Below are 18,150 nucleotides of genomic sequence, written 5' to 3' on the forward strand. Positions count from 1 at the left end.
AAGATCCTCTCAGAGACACGGGTGCGGGCCCGCACCCCAAGGGGGTACGGGCCCGCACACGAGAACAGTCGGAACGCTTACGCGTCCTTCGACTCCTCGGCGGCCTCGGTCGTGGCGGCCTGGTCGGCCTCCTTGACGGCGCGCTTGGTGGCGGCCTCGGCCTCGTCGACGGTCGCCTTCTTGGCGATCTCGCCCTCGACCAGCTCGATCACGGCCATCGGGGCGTTGTCGCCACGACGGTTGCCGACCTTGGTGATACGGGTGTAGCCACCCGGGCGCTCGGAGTAGCGCGGCGCGATCTCGGTGAAGAGCGTGTGGACGATGCCCTTGTCGGTGATCGTCTGCAGCACCAGGCGACGGTTGTGGATGTCGCCCTTCTTCGCCTTGGTGATCAGGCGCTCGGCGACCGGACGCAGGCGGCGGGCCTTGGCCTCGGTCGTGGTGATGCGACCGTGCTCGAACAGCGACTTCGCCAGGTTGGCGAGCAGCAGCTTCTCGTGAGCGGCGGAACCGCCGAGGCGGGCACCCTTCGCGGGACGCGGCATGATGATTCTCCTAGGTGTCTGCCCCGGCCGTATGAGGTACCGGGGTCAGTATCCGAGCAGGCGGTCGCCTGTCGGAGATCCGGACGCGCCCCGAAGGGGCGGGCCCGGAGGGGGCGCGGGGAACTGCGCGGTCGAGCACAGCGCACCCGCACCCGGGTACGGACCGTGAGGCCCGAGCTGTCAGTACTGCTCGGTCTCGACGAAGCCCGCGTCCGCGTCGTCGTCGGCGCCGAAGGCGTCGGCGGCGGCGGTCGGGTCGAATCCGGGCGGGCTGTCCTTGAGGGCCAGGCCCATGCCGGCCAGCTTCGCCTTGACCTCGTCGATCGACTTCGCACCGAAGTTGCGGATGTCGAGCAGGTCCGCCTCGGAACGCGCCACGAGCTCACCCACGGAGTGGATGCCCTCGCGCTTGAGGCAGTTGTACGAACGAACGGTGAGCTCGAGCTCCTCGATCGGCAGCGCGAGATCGGCGGCCAGGGCGGCGTCCGTCGGGGACGGGCCCATGTCGATGCCCTCGGCGTCGATGTTGAGCTCGCGCGCCAGACCGAACAGCTCGACCAGGGTCTTGCCCGCGGACGCCATGGCGTCGCGCGGTCGCATGGCCTGCTTGGTCTCGACGTCGACGATCAGCTTGTCGAAGTCGGTGCGCTGCTCGACACGGGTCGCCTCGACCTTGTACGTGACCTTGAGCACCGGCGAGTAGATCGAGTCGACCGGGATACGGCCGATCTCCTGGCCCGCCTGCTTGTTCTGCACGGCGGAGACGTAGCCGCGACCGCGCTCGACGGTCAGCTCCATCTCCAGCTTGCCCTTGCCGTTGAGCGTGGCGAGGACGAGGTCGGGGTTGTGCACCTCGACACCGGCCGGGGGCGCGATGTCGGCGGCGGTGACCAGACCCGGGCCCTGCTTGCGCAGGTACATCACGACCGGCTCGTCGTGCTCCGAGGAGACGACCAGCTGCTTGATGTTGAGGATGATGTCGGTCACGTCCTCCTTGACGCCCGGCACGGTGGTGAACTCGTGCAGGACGCCGTCGACGCGGATGCTGGTGACAGCGGCACCCGGGATCGACGACAGGAGGGTACGGCGGAGGGAGTTGCCGAGGGTGTAGCCGAAGCCCGGCTCCAGCGGCTCGATCACGAACCGGGAGCGGAACTCGTCGACGACCTCTTCGGTCAGCGAGGGACGCTGAGCGATCAGCATGTCTGTGATTCCTTCAGTCGTGGACGCCCACTATTTGACGCCCTACGGAGAACTGCGTACTGCAAGGGTACGGGCGGCACGGCCGGAAGAGCCGTACCGCCCGAAGTCCTGCTCAGACAGCCCACGTGCCGGACACGGTGGCGCGGTGCGTCCCCGCTCGCACGGGGAGCCGCGCCGACCGGGTCAGACGCGGCGGCGCTTGGGCGGACGGCAGCCGTTGTGCGGCGTGGGGGTGACGTCCTGGATCGAACCGACCTCGAGGCCGGTGGCCTGGAGGGAGCGGATCGCGGTCTCGCGGCCGGAGCCCGGACCCTTGACGAAGACGTCGACCTTGCGCATCCCGTGCTCCTGCGCGCGGCGGGCGGCCGACTCGGCGGCCATCTGCGCGGCGAAGGGGGTGGACTTGCGCGAGCCCTTGAAGCCGACGTGGCCGGCGGAGGCCCAGGAGATCACGTTGCCCGCGGGGTCCGTGATCGAGACGATGGTGTTGTTGAACGTGCTCTTGATGTGGGCGTGCCCATGAGCGACGTTCTTCTTTTCCTTGCGGCGCACCTTCTTGGCAGCGCCCTGACGACCCTTGGGGGGCATCTCTTACTCCTACGGGAGGTGGTCGGTCCTACAGCGAAGACCGCTTGGTCAAGCGTCCGCTGAGGACTACTTCTTGCCCGGCTTCTTCTTGCCGGCGATGGCGCGACGCGGGCCCTTGCGGGTACGAGCGTTCGTGCTGGTGCGCTGGCCGCGGACGGGCAGGCCACGACGGTGGCGCAGACCCTGGTAGCAGCCGATCTCGACCTTGCGGCGGATGTCGGCGGCGATCTCGCGGCGGAGGTCACCCTCGGTCTGGAGGTTGGCGTCCACGTACTCGCGGATCTTGACGAGGTCTTCCTCGGCAAGGTCGCGGACACGGGTGGACGGGTTCACGCCGGTAGCGACGAGAATCTCCTCGGACCGGGTACGCCCGATGCCGAAGACGTAGGTGAGTGCGACCACCACACGCTTTTCGCGCGGGATGTCAACACCGGAAACGCGTGCCATTCAATGGCTCCTGTGTTCTCGGGGGTCTGTCGCAGAACCACTCCCGACCGCCGACGCCCCGAGATTCAGGGCGTGGTACGTCCGGGTCCCCGGCCCCCACCGGAGGTGTCGTCAACCGTGGGAAACGGCCCGACGGGCTCTGCGTATGTACGTATTGCTATGCGTCGCGCGAAGAACTGCGAAATGCAGGTCGGTCGGCGTGCGTCAGCCCTGGCGCTGCTTGTGGCGCAGGTTGTCGCAGATGACCATGACCCGGCCGTGACGGCGGATCACCTTGCACTTGTCGCAGATCTTCTTGACGCTCGGCTTGACCTTCATGGGATGTGAGGTTCTCCGGGTCAGTGCCACCACCCGCGCCGAAGCGGGGTGCGGGCAAGATCTACTTGTACCGGTAGACGATCCGGCCACGCGTCAGGTCGTACGGAGAGAGCTCCACAACGACCCGGTCGTCCGGAAGGATTCGGATGTAGTGCATCCGCATCTTGCCGGAGATGTGCGCGAGGACCTTGTGACCGTTCTGGAGCTCCACCTTGAACATGGCGTTCGGGAGAGACTCGATCACGGTGCCCTCGATTTCGATGGCACCTTGCTTCTTGGCCACGCTTCGCCTTTCGAATCGGCTACCTTGATCGACTCTCGCCGCCGTATGCGGACACACGGGTACACGAGAGCCGACGCATCAGTCTACGTCAGGCCCCTGGAAAAGACGAATCGGGAAGTCTGCCCACGCGAGGAGATCCTTACGCAAGGGACCACGCCGAGAACCCGGAACCTCCTCCACGCCCCCGCGTCCCTACGCGAGCGGGTCCGGCGCCGCCGTGACGCCCAGCTCCGCCAGCTTCGCCCTGCCCCCGTCGACCGCGGTGAGGACCAGCGGGCCCTCCTCCGTGAGCGCCACCGAGTGCTCCCAGTGCGAGGACCAGGTGCCGTCGGTGGTGATGACCGTCCAGTCGTCCTTCAGGACCTCGGTGGCCGGGGTGCCGAGGGAGACCATCGGCTCGATCGCCAGGCACAGGCCGGGCACCAGCTTCGGGCCCTTGCCGCGCTTGCGGGAGACGTAGTTCAGGAGGTGCGGGTCCATGTGCATCTCGGTGCCGATGCCGTGGCCGCCGTAGTCCTCGATGATCCCGTACCGGCCGAGGCTGTGGTCGCCGACCGGCGGGCGGGGCTGCCGCTTGATGTACGTCTCGATCGCCTTCGAGATGTCCACCAGCCGGTTGCCGAGCCGCATCGCCGCGATCCCGGCCCACATCGACTCCTCCGTGACCCGGGAGAGCTCGACCAGCTCCGGCGCGTGCCCGGTGCCCACGAACGCGGTGTAGGCCGCGTCACCGTGCCAGCCGTCCACGATCGCGCCCGCGTCGATGGAGATGATGTCGCCGTCCTTCAGGACGGTCTTCTCGTCGGGGATGCCGTGGACGACGACCTCGTTCACCGAGGTGCAGATCGTCGCGGGGAACCCGCCGTACCCGAGGAAGTTCGACTTCGCCCCGTGCTCGGCGATCACCTTCCGCGCGACCTCGTCCAGGTCCCGCGTGGTCGCGCCCGGCACGGCCGCGTCGCGGGTCGCCGCGTGGACGGCGGCGACGACAAGGCCCGCCTCACGCATCTTCGCGATCTGCTCGGGGGTCTTGATCTGCACCATCGTGGCCGCGGCCTTTCGTCGAGAACGGGTATCGGAACAACGATACGGCCGCGGCGCCCCCCAGGGGCACCGCGGCCGTATCGGACGAACCGTGGTTACTTCTTGATCGCGGCCATCGCCTTGGCGGTGACCTCGTCCACCTTGCCGAGCGCCGAGATCGTCACGACCAGGTTCTGCGCCCGGTAGTAGTCGATGATCGGCTCGGTCTCCGTGTGGTAGACCTCCAGGCGGCGGCGCACGGTCTCCTCCGTGTCGTCGTCGCGCTGGTACAGCTCCCCGCCGCAGACGTCGCAGACGCCCTCGACGGCCGGAGCCTGGTACGTCACGTGGAACACGTGCGAGGAGTCGTTGCGGCAGATGCGGCGACCCGCGATCCGCTTCACGACCTCGTCCTCGGGGACCTCCAGGTCCAGGACCGCGTCCAGCTGTACGTGACCCGCCTTGAGGATCTCGTCCAGGGCCTCGGCCTGGGCCACGTTGCGCGGGAACCCGTCGAGCAGGAAGCCACCCACGGCGTCCGGCTGCTCCATACGGTCCTTGGCCATCCCGATCGTCACGGAGTCCGGCACCAGCTGGCCGGCCTTCATGTACGACTGCGCCTCCACGCCCAGCTCCGTGCCCTGCGAGATGTTGGCACGGAACAGGTCACCGGTGGAGATGTGCGGGATGTCCAGGTTCTTGGCAAGGTACGCGGCCTGCGTTCCCTTACCGGCCCCGGGCGGTCCGACGAGGACGATTCGCATCAGCGGAGGAACCCTTCGTAATTGCGCTGCTGAAGCTGGCTCTCGATCTGCTTCACGGTCTCCAGCCCCACACCCACGATGATCAGGATGCTCGTCCCGCCGAAGGGGAAGTTGGCGTTGGCGCCGCCGAAGCCTGCCAACGCCATCGTCGGCACAAGAGCGATCAGACCCAAGTACAGCGAGCCCGGCCACGTGATCCGGTTGAGCACGTAGCTCAGATACTCGGCAGTGGGTCGACCGGCCCGGATACCCGGGATGAAGCCACCATACTTCTTCATGTTGTCCGCGACTTCCTCGGGGTTGAACGAGATCGCCACGTAGAAGAAGGCGAAGAACACGATCAGGAGGAAGTAGGTGGCGATGTAGTAGGGGTGGTCACCCTTGACGAAGTGGGCTTCGATCCAGGTCTTCCATCCCGCGGTGGAGCTCGAGAACTGAGCGACCAGGGCCGGGATGTAGAGCAGCGACGAGGCGAAGATGACGGGAATCACACCCGCCTGGTTCACCTTCAGCGGGATGTACGTGGACGTACCGCCGTACGAACGACGGCCGATCATGCGCTTCGCGTACTGGACCGGGATGCGCCGCTGGGCCTGCTCGACGAAGACCACGAGGGCCACCATCACGAAGCCGACGAGGATCACGGTGCCGAACTCGATCCAGCCGTCGGCCATCTCGCCCTCGACCTTGATCTTCCACAGGGCGCCCGGGAAGCCGGCGGCGATCGAGATGAACATCAGGATCGACATGCCGTTGCCGATGCCGCGGTCGGTGATCAGCTCACCGAGCCACATGACGACACAGGTACCCGCGGTCATCGTGAGGACCATGGTGGCGATGGTGAAGATCGACGGGTCGGGCACGACCTGGTCGGCCACGTTGCAGCCGCTGAAGAGGGCACCGCTCTTGGCGGTGGCGACGAGACCTGTGCCCTGCAGGACCGCGAGGGCCACCGTCAGGTAGCGGGTGTACTGCGTGATCTTGGCCGTGCCGGACTGCCCCTCCTTCTTGAGGGCTTCCAGACGCGGGATCACGACGGTCAGCAGCTGCAGGATGATGCTCGCCGTGATGTACGGCATGATGCCGAGCGCGAAGATGGTGATCTGCAGCAGCGCGCCGCCACTGAACATGTTGACCAGGCCGAACAGGCTGTTGTTGCCTTCGCTGGCCTGCTTGACACACTGCTGGACGGCCTCGTAGCTGACACCGGGGACGGGGATGTGGGCCCCGAAGCGGTACAGCACGATGATGGCGAGCGTGAAGAGCAGCTTCTTGCGCAGGTCGGGCGTCTTGAACGCCTGGGCGAACGCGGTGAGCACGGTGCCTCCTGCGACCCCCGCGTTACGCGCGTGAGGGTGACGGTTTGTATGGGAGCAATTACAGAACACGGCAGTCGTGCACCAGAGCGCAGACTGCCGGGGAAGCTATCAGGCGCTACCATACCCGCCCCCACAGCCAGCGGGAAACGTCTCCGGGCGACGTCGGGCCCCCATCGTCGGGCCACGACCCCACGGGTGTCCGGCATACGACTTTGGTCGGGGCCGCGTCCCGACCAAGAGCCGTCCTGACACGGCCTCCCTTCCCCCAGAAGACTGTCCCAGCAGTTCAGGACCGATCGGGCGGAACGGCCTGATCCCGACTCTTCTGGAGGAACCCCGTCATGAAGAAGCCACTCGCCGTCGCGGCCCTCGTCGGCGCCGCCCTCCTGGTGGGCACGACCACCGCCACCGCCCGCACGACGGACACCCCGGCGGCCACCACGGCCGAGTCCGTCACCACGCGGGCCGCCGCAGCGAGCTGCACCCTCGCCGTCTACAAGCCGTGGAAGGAGAACATGGCGAGCACCGGCCGCAGCGACCACGCCCGCGGCAAGTACGCCACCGTCAACAACTGCAGCGGCTGGTACAACACCGCCCTGCTGCAGTACCACCGCTGGGACGGCTGGACCCGCATCGCCGGTACGGACTGGGTCGGCAACCGCGCCACCAGCCACCTCCAGTGGAAGTGCCAGGGCAAGGGCACTTTCACCTACCGCACCAAGGGGTCGGTGCGCGGCGGCAGCCCTGCCCGGGTCGGCTGGTCCACCAGCCCCGAACGGCGCTTCGCCTGCTGACATGAGGAGCACACCGAGAGCCCTCGGGGGCTTCGCGGCGGTGACGGTCGCGCTGTCGGCCGTCACCGCCTGCACCACGGACGCCCCCGTCCCGGGACGGGGAACCGACGCCCCGGGACGACCGGGGACGACCGTCACCCGCATCGCGTTCACGGAGGAACTGCCCCGGGAGGACGACCCGTCCGTGACGGCCCACAAGAAGGTGGAGGTCTTCGCCGAACACCGGGCGGACTCCGTCAGCAGGCTCCGCTTCGTGATCGCTTCCGAAGAGCGGCGGGCCGAGGAACGCCTCTGGGACTCGGGACGGCCCGGCACCATCACCGTGCGGGACTGGCAGTCCTGCACGAGTACGGAGGAGCCCACCCCCGCACCGCACCCGGACAGCCTGGACGTGGTCCTGGGCCAGTACTTCGGGCCGCGCGGAATTCCCCCGGAGGCGAAGAAGGTCCCCGGCGGCGGGAGCCGGTGGGAGACGCCCACCGGAATGATGGTCCTGGCCTACACCGACCTCGGCGGCCCCTATCCCCACCGGATCGTCCAGGTCAAGGGTCCGGACGGCTCGGTCGGCTCCACGATCGGCGACACCCGGGCGGACGCCCACCCCTCGTTCCCCGGCTGGCGGACCGGCTGGCCGGACTGCCGCCCCGACACCGGGACCTCCTGAACCGGAAGATCAGGCACTCCTCAAATCCACTGTGCGTATGCAACCGGCGTGGCTAGAGTCGTGATCACCCACGGGGGCGGGAGTGGGACCCCAGGGGCCGCCCCCGGCAGCGATCGCGAAGTGGGGGAAATGAGCACGCACAGCCATGCACACGCCCATGTCCTTGTCGCCGATGACAGCCCGACCCGCACGCTCGGTCTCGTCCAGATCGTCGGGCGATTCTCGTACGTGAAGACGGTCAGCGTCGGCACCCTCGGCGGCCTGGTCGAGGCGGTGGACCGCACCCGGCCGGATCTCGTCGTGTTCGGCACCACCGGCCGACCCGAGGAGGACCTGGCCCCGGTCCTCCGCTCCGGCCCGCGGGACCGCGGGCTCCGCTTCGTCTCGGTGGGCCGCCCCGGACGGACCCGCATCACCCCGTCCAGCGTGTCGGCCGGACTCCACGGTTTCCTGCCGGACACCGCCTCGCCGGAGGACTTCCACCGTGCCCTGGCCGCCGTCCTCGCCGGATTCACCTACTTCCCCCGCTGCGTGACGGAGGAGCTGAGCGAGTACCGGGTGCGTTTCCCGCAGCTCACCCCCCGGCAGCAGCAGGTGCTGGATCTGCTCTCCGACGGCATGAGCAACCACCGCATCGCCAGTTCCATGGGGATCAAGGAGGCCACGGTGAAGATGTACGTGACGCAGGTGCTGGCGAAACTCCAGGTCGAGAGCCGTCTCCAGGCCTGCCTCAAGGCACGGGGACTCACCTCGGCCGCGGCCTGATCTCCTCCCGGACGCCGAGAAGCCCGGCCGGCTCCCCCGAGGGGGAACCGGCCGGGCTTCTCAGTGCTGTCGGGCCGAGACTCAGACGAGCTCGGTGACGCTGCCGCCGGCGGCGGCGATCTTCTCCTTGGCGGAGCCGGAGACGGCGTCGACCGTCACCTGCAGCGCCACGGAGACCTCGCCGGTGCCGAGCACCTTGACGAGCTGGTTCTTGCGAACCGCACCCTTGGCGACCAGATCGGCCACCGTGACCTCTCCACCCTGCGGGTAGAGCGCGGCGAGCTTGTCCAGGTTCACGACCTGGTACTCGGTGCGGAAGGGGTTCTTGAAGCCCTTCAGCTTCGGCAGACGCATGTGGAGGGGCATCTGCCCGCCCTCGAAGCGCTGCGGAACCTGGTAGCGGGCCTTCGTACCCTTCGTACCACGACCGGCCGTCTTACCCTTCGACGCCTCACCACGACCGACACGGGTCTTCGCGGTCTTGGCGCCGGGGGCGGGACGGAGGTTGTGGGCCTTCAGCGGGCTGTTCTCCGCCATGTCAGTCAACCTCCTCGACCGTCACGAGGTGGCGGACGGTGTGAACCATTCCGCGGAACTCGGGGCGGTCCTCCTTGACAACCACGTCGTTGACCTTCTTGAGGCCGAGCGAGCGCAGGGTGTCGCGGTGGTTCTGCTTGCTGCCGATGTACGACTTCTTCTGCGTGACCTTGAGGCGAGCCATTACGCACCCGCCCCGGCACGTGCACGGAGGAGAGCCGCGGGGGCGACGTCCTCGAGGGGCAGACCACGGCGAGCCGCGATCTCCTCGGGACGCTGCAGGCCCTTGAGGGCCGCCACGGTCGCGTGCACGATGTTGATCGCGTTGTCGGAGCCGAGCGACTTCGACAGGATGTCGTGAACGCCGGCGCACTCGAGCACGGCACGCACCGGGCCACCGGCGATGACGCCGGTACCGGGGGAAGCCGGCTTGAGCAGGACGACGCCCGCGGCCTTCTCGCCCTGGATCGGGTGAGGGATGGTGCCCTGGATGCGGGGAACCTTGAAGAAGTTCTTCTTGGCTTCCTCGACACCCTTGGCGATGGCCGCGGGAACTTCCTTGGCCTTGCCGTAACCGACACCTACGGTGCCGTCACCGTCGCCCACCACGACCAGCGCGGTGAAGCTGAAGCGGCGACCACCCTTGACAACCTTGGCGACGCGGTTGATCGCGACGACGCGCTCAACGTACGCGGTCTTCTCGGCGGCAGGGCCACCGTCGCGGCCCTTCCGGTCCCGCCGCTCGCCGCCACCGGCACCGCTTCCGCGGCGCTGGGGTCCAGCCATTGGATTTACCTCTCTCTGTTACGTCCGTTAGTCCCGGAACCGGGGCTTAGAACTTCAGCCCGGCTTCGCGGGCGGCGTCAGCCAGAGCGGCAATGCGCCCGGCGTACCTGTTGCCACCACGGTCGAACACGACGGTCTCGACACCGGCGGCCTTGGCGCGCTCGGCGACCAGGGCGCCGACCTGCTTGGCCTGCGCGGACTTGTCGCCCTCGCCACCACGGATCGACGCGTCCAAGTTCGACGCCGACGCCAGGGTGTGACCCTTGAGGTCGTCGATGACCTGAGCGGTGATACCGCGGTTCGAACGCGTCACGACGAGGCGCGGACGCTCCGCCGTACCCGACACGTTCTTGCGGATGCGGATGTGGCGGCGAGCCTTGGCGGCACGCTTGTAAGCGTCGCCCTTGGCGATCTTCACACCGTATGCCATGGCTACTTACCAGCCTTTCCGACCTTGCGGCGGATGACCTCGCCGGCGTACTTGACGCCCTTGGCCTTGTACGGGTCGGGCTTGCGCAGCTTGCGGATGTTCGCCGCGACCTCGCCGACCTTCTGCTTGTCGATGCCCTCGACCGAGAACTTGGTCGGCGACTCGACCTTGAACGAGATGCCCTCGGGCGCCTCGACCAGGATCGGGTGGCTGTAACCGAGCTGGAACTCCAGGTTGGAGCCCTTCGCGGCGACGCGGTAACCGACACCGCTGATCTCGAGCGCCTTCACGTAACCCTGGGTCACACCGGTGATCATGTTGGCCACCAGCGTGCGGGACAGGCCGTGAAGGGCCTTGTTCTGACGCTCGTCGTTCGGACGGGAGACGTTGAGAACGCCGTCCTCACCCTTAACGATCTCGATCGGCGCGGCGACGGTGTGGCTCAGGGTGCCCTTGGAACCCTTGACCGTGACCGTGCGGCCATCGATGGTGACGTCCACGCCGGCGGGAACCTGGATAGGCAGCTTGCCAATACGCGACATTAGCTATTCCTCCGTTCCCGACTACCAGACGTAGGCGAGGACTTCCCCACCTACGCCCTTCTTGCCTGCCTGCTGGCCGGTCAGGAGGCCGTGGGACGTGGAGATGATCGCCACGCCCAGGCCGCCGAGAACCTTCGGCAGGTTGGTGGACTTCGCGTAAACCCGGAGACCGGGCTTCGAGATCCGCTTGATGCCCGCGATGGAGCGCTCACGGTTCGGACCGAACTTGAGCTCGAGGACGAGGTTCTTGCCGACCTCGGCGTCCTCGACCTTCCAGCCCGTGATGAAGCCCTCCTGCTGGAGGATTTCCGCGATGTGAGACTTGATCTTGCTGTGCGGCATCGACACGGAGTCGTGGTATGCCGAGTTCGCGTTACGCAGACGAGTCAGCATGTCCGCGATCGGATCAGTCATGGTCATGAATTGGCCTTCGGCCTCTCTCGCCGGGGTTTCCTGTATGCGCCATCCCTCTCCCCACACAGGGGCGGGACGGGTGCGGCGCGGGGACCTACGGCGTAGTAAGTCGTACGGGCGGCGGACGCCCAACCCCACTAGCCTAAGCCATGAGGGGATGGGCATCCGCCAACCCAGTGCTTACCGAGAGATCCAGGAAGCCCTACGCCCCGAAGGGCGACAGGTGCTTACCAGGAGCTCTTGGTCACGCCCGGCAGCTCGCCACGGTGAGCCATCTCACGAAGGCACACGCGGCACAGGCCGAACTTGCGGTACACGGAGTGGGGTCGACCACAGCGCTGGCAGCGCGTGTAGCCGCGCACGCCGAACTTGGGCTTGCGGGCAGCCTTCGCGATGAGAGCCTTCTTCGCCATCTCGCTTACGCCTCCTTGAACGGGAAGCCGAGGTGACGCAGAAGGGCACGGCCCTCGTCGTCGTTGGTCGCCGTGGTCACCACGGTGATGTCCATACCCCGGACACGGTCGATCTTGTCCTGGTCGATCTCGTGGAACATGACCTGCTCCGTGAGACCGAAGGTGTAGTTGCCACGCCCGTCGAACTGCTTGGGGGACAGACCACGGAAGTCGCGGATGCGCGGAAGCGCGAGCGACAGGGTGCGGTCCAGGAACTCCCACATGCGGTCGCCACGGAGGGTGACGTGCGCACCGATCGGCTGACCTTCGCGCAGCTTGAACTGCGCGATGGACTTGCGGGCCTTGGTGACGGCCGGCTTCTGACCGGTGATGGTGGTCAGGTCACGGACGGCACCGTCCATGAGCTTCGAGTCACGGGCGGCGTCGCCGACACCCATGTTCACCACGATCTTCACGAGGCCGGGGATCTGCATGACGTTCTCGTAGGAGAACTCCTCACGCAGCTTGCCCGCGATCTCCTCGCGGTACTTCGTCTTGAGACGCGGAGTGGTGGTAGCCATCAGATGTCCTCACCCGTCCGCTTGGCAACGCGGATCTTGTTGCCCTCGTCGTCGAAGCGGTAACCGACACGCGTGACGACCTTCTTGCCGTCCTTCTCCACGACCAGCTGGACGTTGGAGACGTGGACCGGAGCCTCGGTCGTGACGATGCCACCGGCCTGCGACGGGCCGGCCTTGGTGTGCTTCTTGACCCGGTTGACACCCTCGACCAGGACGCGGTTCTCACGGGGGAAGGCCGTGATGACCTTGCCCTGCTTGCCCTTGTCCTTACCGGTGATGACCTGGACCAGGTCGCCCTTCTTGATCTTCATGCTTACAGCACCTCCGGCGCGAGCGAGATGATCTTCATGAACTTCTTCTCGCGCAGCTCACGGCCGACCGGGCCGAAGATACGGGTGCCACGAGGGTCGCCGTCGTTCTTGAGAATGACAGCGGCGTTCTCGTCGAAGCGGATGTACGAGCCGTCCTGGCGGCGGCGCTCCTTGACGGTGCGAACGATGACCGCCTTGACGACGTCACCCTTCTTCACGTTGCCACCGGGGATCGCGTCCTTGACGGTGGCGACGATGACGTCACCGATGCCCGCGTAGCGGCGACCCGAGCCACCGAGAACACGGATGCAAAGGATCTCCTTGGCACCAGTGTTGTCGGCGACACGCAGTCGCGACTCCTGCTGGATCACGTCTATCTCCTGATTTGTCTGCCGGTTCCCGGCAGGGGCTTCGGTGGAAGCCCCTGCCGAGCCTGGCGGAACGAACTCGAAGGGTTACCCCTTCAAGAATTACTTGGCCTTCTCGAGGATCTCGACGACGCGCCAGTGCTTCGTGGCGGACAGCTTGCGCGTCTCCATCAGGAGGACGCGGTCACCGATGCCGGCGGCGTTCTGCTCGTCGTGAGCCTTGAGCTTGTTCGTACGGCGGATGACCTTGCCGTACAGCGCGTGCTTGACGCGGTCCTCGACAGCGACGACGACGGTCTTGTCCATCTTGTCGCTGACGACCAGGCCCTCGCGGACCTTGCGAGCGTTGCGCTCGGTCTTCTCAGTCACGTTGCTCTCGCTCATCAGACGTTCTCCACCGTCTCGATGCCCAGCTCGCGCTCGCGCATCAGGGTGTAGATCCGGGCGATGTCCTTACGGACGGACTTGAGCCGGCCGTGGTTCTCGAGCTGGCCCGTCGCCGCCTGGAAGCGGAGGTTGAACAGCTCTTCCTTGGCCTCGCGGAGCTTGTTGAGAAGCTCCTCGTTGCCCAGCTCGCGCAGCTCGGACGCCTTGGTACCGGCCGACATCACAGCTCACCTGCTTCGCGCTTTACGATCTTGCACTTCATCGGCAGCTTGTGGGCCGCACGGGTCAGGGCCTCGCGCGCGATCTTCTCGTTCGGGTAGGACAGTTCGAACATCACCCGACCCGGCTTGACGTTCGCGATCCACCACTCCGGAGAACCCTTACCGGAACCCATGCGGGTCTCGGCAGGCTTCTTCGTCAGCGGGCGGTCCGGGTAGATGTTGATCCAGACCTTGCCGCCACGCTTGATGTGGCGGGTCATCGCGATACGAGCCGCCTCGATCTGGCGGTTGGTCACGTAAGCCGGCGTGAGGGCCTGAATGCCGTACTCGCCGAACGCAACCTGCGTACCACCCTTGCTGGCGCCGGAGCGCTTCGGGTGGTGCTGCTTGCGGTGCTTGACCCTACGGGGGATCAGCATGTCGGTCAGGCCTCCGTTCCGGTGCTCTCAGCCGGAGCGGCAGCGGCGGCGGGAGCCTCGGCCTTGGGGGCCTCGGCAGCCGGCGCGGACTGCTGCTGCGGCTTGCGGCCGCGGCCGCCACGCTCGCCACCACGGCCACCACGGCCGGCGGGACGGTCGCCAGCGCCACCCGCACCACGGGCCGGGCGGTTACCCGCACGGGCCGCTGCGTTCTCGGCGCGGACCTCGGCGATGTTCTTGACGTCGCCCTTGTAGATCCAGACCTTCACGCCGATGCGGCCGAAGGTGGTCTTGGCCTCGAAGAAGCCGTAGTCGACGTTCGCGCGGAGCGTGTGCAGGGGCACGCGGCCCTCGCGGTAGAACTCCGAGCGGGACATCTCGGCGCCGCCGAGACGACCGCCGCACTGGATCTTGATGCCCTTGGCGCCGGCCTTCATCGTGCCCTGCATGCTCTTGCGCATGGCACGACGGAAGGAGACGCGGGAGGAGAGCTGCTCGGCAACGGCCTGGGCGACCAGCTGAGCGTCCATCTCGGGGTTCTTGACCTCGAGGATGTTCAGCTGGACCTGCTTGCCCGTGAGCTTCTCGAGGTCACCGCGGATGCGGTCGGCCTCGGCGCCACGGCGGCCGATGACGATGCCGGGACGCGCGGTGTGGATGTCCACCCGCACGCGGTCACGGGTGCGCTCGATCTCAACCTTCGAGATGCCGGCGCGCTCCATGCCGGACGTCATCATCCGACGGATGGCGACGTCTTCCTTGACGTAGTCCTTGTACAGCTTGTCGGCGTACCAACGGGACTTGAAGTCCGTGGTGATGCCGAGCCGGAACCCATGCGGGTTAACCTTCTGGCCCATTACCGGGTTCCTTCCTTGCTGCTGACGACCACGGTGATGTGGCTGGTCCGCTTACGGATCCGGTAGGCACGGCCCTGAGCACGCGGACGGAACCGCTTCAGGGTCGGGCCCTCATCCACGTACGCCTCGCTGATGACCAGCGAAGAGGCGTCGGTGTGGTCGTAGTTGTGCGCGGCGTTGGCGATGGCGCTGTCAAGCACCTTGCCAACCGGCACGCTCGCGGCCTGCGGGGCGAAACGCAGGACCGCCTGAGCCTCCGTGGCGTCCATGCCACGGATAAGGTCCACCACTCGGCGGGCCTTCATGGGCGTGACGCGGATGTACCGCGCCTGGGCCCTGGCTTCCATGGTTGTCCTTCCAGTGTCTGTCATGGTCATTCCACCCCGCTACTAGCGGCGCTTCGACTTCCGGTCGTCCTTCACGTGACCCCGGAAGGTGCGCGTCGGCGAGAACTCGCCGAGCTTGTGGCCGACCATCGACTCGGTGACAAACACCGGAATGTGGGTCTTGCCGTTGTGCACCGCGATCGTGTGGCCGAGCATGGCCGGGATGATCATCGAGCGACGGGACCAGGTCTTGATGACGTTCTTGGTACCGGCTTCGTTCTGTACGTCCACCTTCTTTACGAGGTGTCCGTCGACGAAGGGTCCCTTCTTGAGACTGCGCGGCATCTAAACCCGCTCCTAGCGCTTCTTGTTCGTCTTGCGGCGGCGGACGATGTACTTGCTCGAAGCCTTCTTCGGCGAGCGAGTACGACCCTCCTTCTGACCCCACGGGGAGACCGGGTGACGACCACCGGAGGTCTTACCCTCACCACCACCGTGCGGGTGGTCCACCGGGTTCATCGCCACACCGCGAACGGTCGGGCGAACGCCCAGCCAACGCTTACGGCCGGCCTTGCCCCAGTTGATGTTCGACTGCTCGGCGTTGCCGACCTCGCCGATGGTGGCGCGGCAGCGGGCGTCGACGAGACGGATCTCACCGGACGGCATACGAAGGTGGGCCATCGTGCCCTCCTTCGCCAGCAGCTGCACGGAGGCACCAGCGGAGCGCGCGAACTTGGCGCCGCCACCGGGACGGAGCTCGATCGCGTGGATCGTGGTACCGACCGGGATGTTGCGGAGCGCCAGGTTGTTGCCGGGCTTGATGTCAGCGCCGGGGCCGTTCTCGACGCGGTCACCCTGCGTCAGACCCTTGGGGGCGATGATGTAGCGCTTCTCGCCGTCCACGTAGTGGAGCAGCGCGATGCGCGCGGTGCGGTTGGGGTCGTACTCGATGTGAGCGACCTTCGCCGGCACGCCGTCCTTGTCGTGACGACGGAAGTCGATCACACGGTAGGCGCGCTTGTGGCCGCCACCCTGGTGTCGAACCGTGATCCGACCGGTGTTGTTACGGCCGCCCTTGCTGTGCAGGGGGCGGACCAGCGACTTCTCCGGCGTGGACCGCGTGATCTCGACGAAGTCGGCTACGGAGGAGCCACGGCGGCCCGGCGTAGTCGGCTTGTACTTGCGGATTCCCATTTCTCAGTCCTCGTCCGATTCCGGACGATCCAGACCGCCGTTAGGCGGTCGGACCGCCGAAGATGTCGATACGGTTGCCCTCGGCAAGGGTCACGATGGCGCGCTTGGTGTCCTTGCGCTTACCGAAACCGGCCTTGGTGCGCTTGCGCTTGCCCTGGCGGTTGATCGTGTTGACCCCGGTGACCTTGACCGAGAAGACCGCCTCGACGGCCTGCTTGATCTGGGTCTTGTTGGAGCCAGGCGCGACGATGAACGTGTACTTGTTCTCGTCCAGCAGGGCGTAGCTCTTCTCGGAGACGACCGGCTTGATCAGGATGTCGCGCGGGTCCGAGAAGGTCTTGCTGGTGACGACGGCCTCAGTCATCAGGCGTCGCTCCCTTCGGTCTCAGCGGTCTGGGGGCCAGACACGAAGGACTCGAGGGCGGCCTTGGTGAAGACCACGTCGTCGGAGACGATCACGTCGTACGTGTTGAGCTGGCCCGGCTCCAGGATGTGCACCTGGGGCAGGTTACGAGCGGACAGCCACGCGGCCTCGTCGGAGCGCTCGACGACCAGGAGCAGGTTCTTGCGCTCCGAGATCTTGCCGAGCAGCGTCTTCACGGCCTTGGTGGAGACCCCGCCCTCGACCACGCCGGTCACGACGTGGATGCGGGAGTGGGTGGCCCGGTCCGAGAGGGCACCGCGGAGGGCGGCGGCCTTCATCTTCTTCGGGGTCCGCTGCGAGTAGTCACGCGGCTGCGGGCCGTGGACGACGCCACCGCCGACGAACTGCGGAGCGCGGGTCGAACCCTGACGGGCGCGGCCGGTGCCCTTCTGGCGGTAAGGCTTGCGGCCACCACCACGGACTTCGCCACGGCGCTTGGTCTTGTGCGTGCCCTGACGGGCCGCGGCCAGCTGCGCGACGACGACCTGGTGGATCAGCGGAACGCTGACCTTGGCGCCGAAGATCTCCTCGGGGAGCTCGACGGTCCCGGTCTTGTCGCCTGCCGGCGAAAGGATGTCAATGGTGCTCATCGGTTCCTCAAACCCCCTTGGCCGCGGTGCGGACCAGGACGAGGCCACCGTTGGGGCCGGGGACGGCGCCCTTGATGAGCAGCAGACCCTTCTCGGCGTCAACGGCGTGGACGGTCAGGTTCTGGGTGGTCACACGCTCGTTGCCCATGCGACCGGCCATCTTCATGCCCTTGAAGACACGGCCCGGAGTGGCGCAGCCACCGATCGAACCGGGCTTGCGGTGCACGCGGTGGGCACCGTGCGACGCCTTGCCACCACGGAAGTTGTGGCGCTTCATGACACCGGCGAAGCCCTTGCCCTTGCTCTTGCCGGTGACGTCGACCTTCACGCCGGCCTCGAAGAGCTCGGCGGTGATCTCCTGGCCGAGCGTGTACTCGGAGGCGTCAGCGGTGCGGAGCTCCACCAGGTGGCGGCGCGGGGTGACATCGGCCTTGGCGAAGTGACCCTTGAGGGGCTTGTTCACCTTGCGCGGGTCGATCTCGCCGAAGGCGATCTGGACCGACTCGTAGCCGTCGACGTCGTTCGTACGGACCTGGGTCACGACATTGGGGCCGGCCTTGACGACGGTCACCGGAACGATCCGGTTGTTCTCGTCCCAGACCTGCGTCATGCCGAGCTTCTCGCCCAGGATGCCCTTGATGTTCTTAGCCATCTCGCG

32 protein-coding genes are annotated in these 18,150 nt (G+C 66.8%); 3 read left to right on the plus strand and 29 right to left on the minus strand.

Annotated features, from left to right (window positions below; translation table 11 throughout):
* Positions 1-77: 77 nt before the first annotated feature.
* The 9 genes from rplQ to secY all read right to left on the minus strand — a co-directional run bounded on the left by rplQ (position 78) and on the right by secY (position 6,490).
* A complete protein-coding gene (gene rplQ, locus ACIO92_RS13725) occupies positions 78-545 on the minus strand; it encodes a 50S ribosomal protein L17 (protein ID WP_366439649.1) in 468 nt (155 codons plus the stop codon).
* Between the two features lie 180 nt (positions 546-725).
* Positions 726-1,748: a DNA-directed RNA polymerase subunit alpha gene (locus ACIO92_RS13730; protein WP_351793037.1), complete on the minus strand. Its 1,023-nt coding sequence runs from the start codon at positions 1,746-1,748 to the stop codon at positions 726-728.
* 183 nt (positions 1,749-1,931) lie between these two features.
* Positions 1,932-2,336 (minus strand): 30S ribosomal protein S11, encoded by a 405-nt coding sequence (gene rpsK, locus ACIO92_RS13735; RefSeq protein WP_006376016.1) that lies wholly within the window; start codon positions 2,334-2,336, stop codon positions 1,932-1,934.
* A 66-nt stretch (positions 2,337-2,402) separates the two neighbouring features.
* Positions 2,403-2,783 (minus strand): 30S ribosomal protein S13, encoded by a 381-nt coding sequence (gene rpsM, locus ACIO92_RS13740; RefSeq protein ID WP_266895455.1) that lies wholly within the window; start codon positions 2,781-2,783, stop codon positions 2,403-2,405.
* A gap of 204 nt (positions 2,784-2,987) precedes the next feature.
* A complete protein-coding gene (rpmJ, locus tag ACIO92_RS13745; protein WP_003956441.1) occupies positions 2,988-3,101 on the minus strand; it encodes a 50S ribosomal protein L36 in 114 nt (37 codons plus the stop codon).
* A gap of 61 nt (positions 3,102-3,162) precedes the next feature.
* Entirely contained in the window at positions 3,163-3,384 is a 222-nt protein-coding gene (gene infA, locus ACIO92_RS13750; RefSeq protein ID WP_003956442.1) for a translation initiation factor IF-1, read from the minus strand.
* A 192-nt stretch (positions 3,385-3,576) separates the two neighbouring features.
* Positions 3,577-4,428, minus strand: a complete 852-nt coding sequence (gene map, locus ACIO92_RS13755; protein ID WP_366439650.1) for a type I methionyl aminopeptidase — start codon at positions 4,426-4,428, stop codon at positions 3,577-3,579.
* A gap of 95 nt (positions 4,429-4,523) precedes the next feature.
* Positions 4,524-5,171 (minus strand): adenylate kinase, encoded by a 648-nt coding sequence (locus ACIO92_RS13760; RefSeq protein WP_366439651.1) that lies wholly within the window; start codon positions 5,169-5,171, stop codon positions 4,524-4,526.
* Positions 5,171-6,490 carry a preprotein translocase subunit SecY gene (gene secY / locus ACIO92_RS13765; protein WP_366439652.1) on the minus strand — a complete coding sequence of 440 codons (1,320 nt, stop codon included), beginning with the start codon at positions 6,488-6,490 and terminating at the stop codon, positions 5,171-5,173. Before secY ends, ACIO92_RS13760 begins: the two co-directional genes overlap by 1 nt.
* Before the next feature lie 341 nt (positions 6,491-6,831).
* Here secY and ACIO92_RS13770 point away from each other — a divergent pair, with 341 nt between their 5' ends.
* From ACIO92_RS13770 to ACIO92_RS13780, 3 genes are all read left to right on the plus strand, one after another.
* On the plus strand, positions 6,832-7,284 hold the full coding sequence (locus ACIO92_RS13770; protein ID WP_366439653.1) for a hypothetical protein: 453 nt from the start codon (positions 6,832-6,834) through the stop codon (positions 7,282-7,284).
* A gap of 1 nt (position 7,285) precedes the next feature.
* On the plus strand, positions 7,286-7,948 hold the full coding sequence (locus tag ACIO92_RS13775; RefSeq protein WP_366439654.1) for a hypothetical protein: 663 nt from the start codon (positions 7,286-7,288) through the stop codon (positions 7,946-7,948).
* Positions 7,949-8,077: 129 nt separating this feature from the next.
* Positions 8,078-8,713 carry a response regulator transcription factor gene (locus ACIO92_RS13780; RefSeq protein ID WP_366439655.1) on the plus strand — a complete coding sequence of 212 codons (636 nt, stop codon included), beginning with the start codon at positions 8,078-8,080 and terminating at the stop codon, positions 8,711-8,713.
* Positions 8,714-8,794: 81 nt separating this feature from the next.
* On the opposite strand, the gene rplO is transcribed toward ACIO92_RS13780, so the two are convergent.
* The 20 genes from rplO to rplC form a co-directional block, all read right to left on the minus strand.
* Positions 8,795-9,250, minus strand: coding sequence for a 50S ribosomal protein L15 (gene rplO, locus ACIO92_RS13785; protein WP_366439656.1), 456 nt, complete (start codon positions 9,248-9,250; stop codon positions 8,795-8,797).
* 1 nt (position 9,251) lies between these two features.
* A complete protein-coding gene (gene rpmD, locus ACIO92_RS13790) occupies positions 9,252-9,434 on the minus strand; it encodes a 50S ribosomal protein L30 (protein WP_351793022.1) in 183 nt (60 codons plus the stop codon).
* On the minus strand, positions 9,434-10,036 hold the full coding sequence (rpsE, locus tag ACIO92_RS13795; protein ID WP_254372698.1) for a 30S ribosomal protein S5: 603 nt from the start codon (positions 10,034-10,036) through the stop codon (positions 9,434-9,436). The genes rpmD and rpsE overlap by 1 nt, the downstream gene beginning before the upstream one ends.
* 46 nt (positions 10,037-10,082) lie before the next feature.
* A complete protein-coding gene (gene rplR, locus ACIO92_RS13800) occupies positions 10,083-10,466 on the minus strand; it encodes a 50S ribosomal protein L18 (protein ID WP_351793016.1) in 384 nt (127 codons plus the stop codon).
* Positions 10,467-10,468: 2 nt separating this feature from the next.
* Complete coding sequence (rplF, locus tag ACIO92_RS13805) at positions 10,469-11,008, minus strand: 50S ribosomal protein L6 (protein ID WP_351793013.1); 540 nt, start codon at positions 11,006-11,008, stop codon at positions 10,469-10,471.
* Between the two features lie 21 nt (positions 11,009-11,029).
* Complete coding sequence (rpsH, locus tag ACIO92_RS13810; RefSeq protein WP_158989430.1) at positions 11,030-11,428, minus strand: 30S ribosomal protein S8; 399 nt, start codon at positions 11,426-11,428, stop codon at positions 11,030-11,032.
* A 221-nt stretch (positions 11,429-11,649) separates the two neighbouring features.
* Positions 11,650-11,835, minus strand: coding sequence for a type Z 30S ribosomal protein S14 (locus tag ACIO92_RS13815; protein ID WP_003948630.1), 186 nt, complete (start codon positions 11,833-11,835; stop codon positions 11,650-11,652).
* Between the two features lie 5 nt (positions 11,836-11,840).
* Positions 11,841-12,398, minus strand: a complete 558-nt coding sequence (rplE, locus tag ACIO92_RS13820; RefSeq protein WP_351793114.1) for a 50S ribosomal protein L5 — start codon at positions 12,396-12,398, stop codon at positions 11,841-11,843.
* Positions 12,395-12,706 carry a 50S ribosomal protein L24 gene (gene rplX / locus ACIO92_RS13825; protein WP_015035583.1) on the minus strand — a complete coding sequence of 104 codons (312 nt, stop codon included), beginning with the start codon at positions 12,704-12,706 and terminating at the stop codon, positions 12,395-12,397. The genes rplE and rplX overlap by 4 nt, the downstream gene beginning before the upstream one ends.
* Positions 12,707-12,708: 2 nt before the next feature.
* Positions 12,709-13,077 carry a 50S ribosomal protein L14 gene (gene rplN, locus ACIO92_RS13830; protein ID WP_003956455.1) on the minus strand — a complete coding sequence of 123 codons (369 nt, stop codon included), beginning with the start codon at positions 13,075-13,077 and terminating at the stop codon, positions 12,709-12,711.
* A 99-nt stretch (positions 13,078-13,176) separates the two neighbouring features.
* Entirely contained in the window at positions 13,177-13,458 is a 282-nt protein-coding gene (rpsQ, locus tag ACIO92_RS13835; protein WP_030208995.1) for a 30S ribosomal protein S17, read from the minus strand.
* The gene (rpmC, locus tag ACIO92_RS13840; RefSeq protein WP_056552388.1) at positions 13,458-13,682 is read right to left on the minus strand and encodes a 50S ribosomal protein L29; all 225 of its coding nucleotides are present in this window, start codon (positions 13,680-13,682) and stop codon (positions 13,458-13,460) included. The genes rpsQ and rpmC overlap by 1 nt, the downstream gene beginning before the upstream one ends.
* Complete coding sequence (gene rplP / locus ACIO92_RS13845; RefSeq protein ID WP_017239579.1) at positions 13,682-14,101, minus strand: 50S ribosomal protein L16; 420 nt, start codon at positions 14,099-14,101, stop codon at positions 13,682-13,684. Before rplP ends, rpmC begins: the two co-directional genes overlap by 1 nt.
* A 5-nt stretch (positions 14,102-14,106) precedes the next feature.
* Entirely contained in the window at positions 14,107-14,958 is an 852-nt protein-coding gene (gene rpsC / locus ACIO92_RS13850) for a 30S ribosomal protein S3 (RefSeq protein WP_366439657.1), read from the minus strand.
* On the minus strand, positions 14,958-15,305 hold the full coding sequence (gene rplV, locus ACIO92_RS13855) for a 50S ribosomal protein L22 (RefSeq protein ID WP_004571827.1): 348 nt from the start codon (positions 15,303-15,305) through the stop codon (positions 14,958-14,960). Before rplV ends, rpsC begins: the two co-directional genes overlap by 1 nt.
* A gap of 42 nt (positions 15,306-15,347) precedes the next feature.
* The gene (rpsS, locus tag ACIO92_RS13860; protein WP_024755409.1) at positions 15,348-15,629 is read right to left on the minus strand and encodes a 30S ribosomal protein S19; all 282 of its coding nucleotides are present in this window, start codon (positions 15,627-15,629) and stop codon (positions 15,348-15,350) included.
* A 12-nt stretch (positions 15,630-15,641) separates the two neighbouring features.
* Entirely contained in the window at positions 15,642-16,478 is an 837-nt protein-coding gene (rplB, locus tag ACIO92_RS13865) for a 50S ribosomal protein L2 (RefSeq protein WP_030318653.1), read from the minus strand.
* A gap of 40 nt (positions 16,479-16,518) precedes the next feature.
* A complete protein-coding gene (gene rplW / locus ACIO92_RS13870) occupies positions 16,519-16,842 on the minus strand; it encodes a 50S ribosomal protein L23 (protein WP_015035575.1) in 324 nt (107 codons plus the stop codon).
* Positions 16,842-17,492 carry a 50S ribosomal protein L4 gene (gene rplD / locus ACIO92_RS13875; RefSeq protein ID WP_351793007.1) on the minus strand — a complete coding sequence of 217 codons (651 nt, stop codon included), beginning with the start codon at positions 17,490-17,492 and terminating at the stop codon, positions 16,842-16,844. Before rplD ends, rplW begins: the two co-directional genes overlap by 1 nt.
* Before the next feature lie 7 nt (positions 17,493-17,499).
* Positions 17,500-18,144: a 50S ribosomal protein L3 gene (gene rplC / locus ACIO92_RS13880; RefSeq protein ID WP_148005762.1), complete on the minus strand. Its 645-nt coding sequence runs from the start codon at positions 18,142-18,144 to the stop codon at positions 17,500-17,502.
* Positions 18,145-18,150: the final 6 nt, after the last annotated feature.

It is taken from the genome of Streptomyces sp. NPDC087215 (genome assembly GCF_044744885.1).
Taxonomy (GTDB): Bacteria; Actinomycetota; Actinomycetes; order Streptomycetales; family Streptomycetaceae; genus Streptomyces.